The 1,450-nt window shown below is 67.8% G+C and carries 1 protein-coding gene; it reads right to left on the bottom strand.

All coding sequences use genetic code 11. The features are described from left to right. Positions 1-1,305, bottom strand: a 1,305-nt coding sequence (locus HMPREF9153_RS11475) for an ISL3 family transposase (protein WP_004812041.1), incomplete at its 3' end; no start/stop codon positions are given. Positions 1,306-1,450: the final 145 nt, after the last annotated feature.

Below are 1,450 nucleotides of genomic sequence, written 5' to 3'. Positions count from 1 at the left end.
GGATCCAGGGTGTAGTCGGGGTCTGAATCCTCCGGTCTCCAGGAGGGATCTGGTGATGTAGTGGGTGAGGTTCCGGAAGCCCAGGGCGATGCCGCGGAGGTGTTCGAGTCTGCCGTTGATGGCCTCACTAGGGCCGTTCGAGGTCCCCGGGTGGTCGAAGTAGGTCAGGATGTCGGCGGCCCGTTTCTTCAAGGTGTGGCCCAGGGTGGCCACTTCGGGCAGTGCGGCGGGGACTTTGGTGGCGATCGCGTCGATCAGATGAGCCATGATCGCCCGACCCTCGGCACGGTTTTCGGCGCGGTAGGCGGCCACGACCTCCTGGTAGACGGCCCAGGTCACCTGGACCGGGGCGTGGGCGTCATCGGCGAGCACAGCGTCGAGGCGGGCGGCCTGCCGGTCGGTGAGCAAGTCCCGGCCCGTGTGCAGGGTCAGCCTGACCCCGAACAGGGGGTCGCCCCTGCGGCCCCGATGGCCCGTGGTGTCCTGCTGGACGCGTTGGCGGGTGACATCGAGCTGGTCGCCGGCGAGCTGGACGACGTGGAAGGGGTCCATCACCTCGACCGCGGCTGGCAGTTCCTCGGCGGCTGCGGTCTTGAAGCCGGTGAACCCGTCCATGGCCACCACCTCGATGCGGTCGCGCCAGGCCTGGTCGCGGCCGGCCAGCCAGGTTTTGAAGACCTTCTTGGAGCGGCCCGCCACCATGTCGAGCAGCCGGGAGGCCCCGGTGCCGTCGCGTAGCGGTGTCAGGTCGATGATCACGGTGACGTACTTGTCGCCGTCTCTGGTGTGGCGCCACACGTGCTCGTCGACCCCGATGACCTCCACGCCGTCGAAGCGGTGCGGGTCGTCGATGAGCCGGCGGGTGCCCTCGGCCAGCACCGCATCATTGGCGGTGGTCCAGTCCACGCCCAGGGATGCGGCGATCCTCGAGACCGGCAGATGATCGAGTACCAGGCCCTCCAGTGCCCAGGCCAGCCCACCCCGCGACAGTTTCGCCCTCGCCTGGGCGGCAGCACTGGTGTCCTGGCGCCATACCCGCCCGCAGCCGGTGCACCGGTACCGGCGCACCCGCACAGCCAGGATCGTGGGCCGGTGCCCGAAAGGAGTATGGGCCAGGCGCCTGACCACCGTGTCACGAGGGATCCCCTGGCATCCGCACCGGTGGCACCACTCGTCGGTCTCGACGACCCGGCAGGCCAGGACCGCCTCCTCGGCACTGATCAGCTGACCGGTGACCTCCAGACCGAGTTCATCGAGACGGGCAAATGTGGTCAGGTCAGGAGCGCCGAAGGTAGCGTGGTTCATGGAGGACCTTGCGATTCACGAGGACAGATCTAGACACTCCGATCCTCGCGCAGGGTCCTCCCTCCACGCACCCCAGCCCCACAGGGCAACTACAGCAGACTCTCACACAGTCCAGCCACAACTACACCCTCAATCCTGAAGAGCC

Origin of the sequence: Cutibacterium avidum ATCC 25577, assembly GCF_000227295.1 — a bacterium.
GTDB lineage: Bacteria > Actinomycetota > Actinomycetes > Propionibacteriales > Propionibacteriaceae > Cutibacterium > Cutibacterium avidum.
This window is presented reverse-complemented; position numbering and strand designations above follow the sequence as displayed.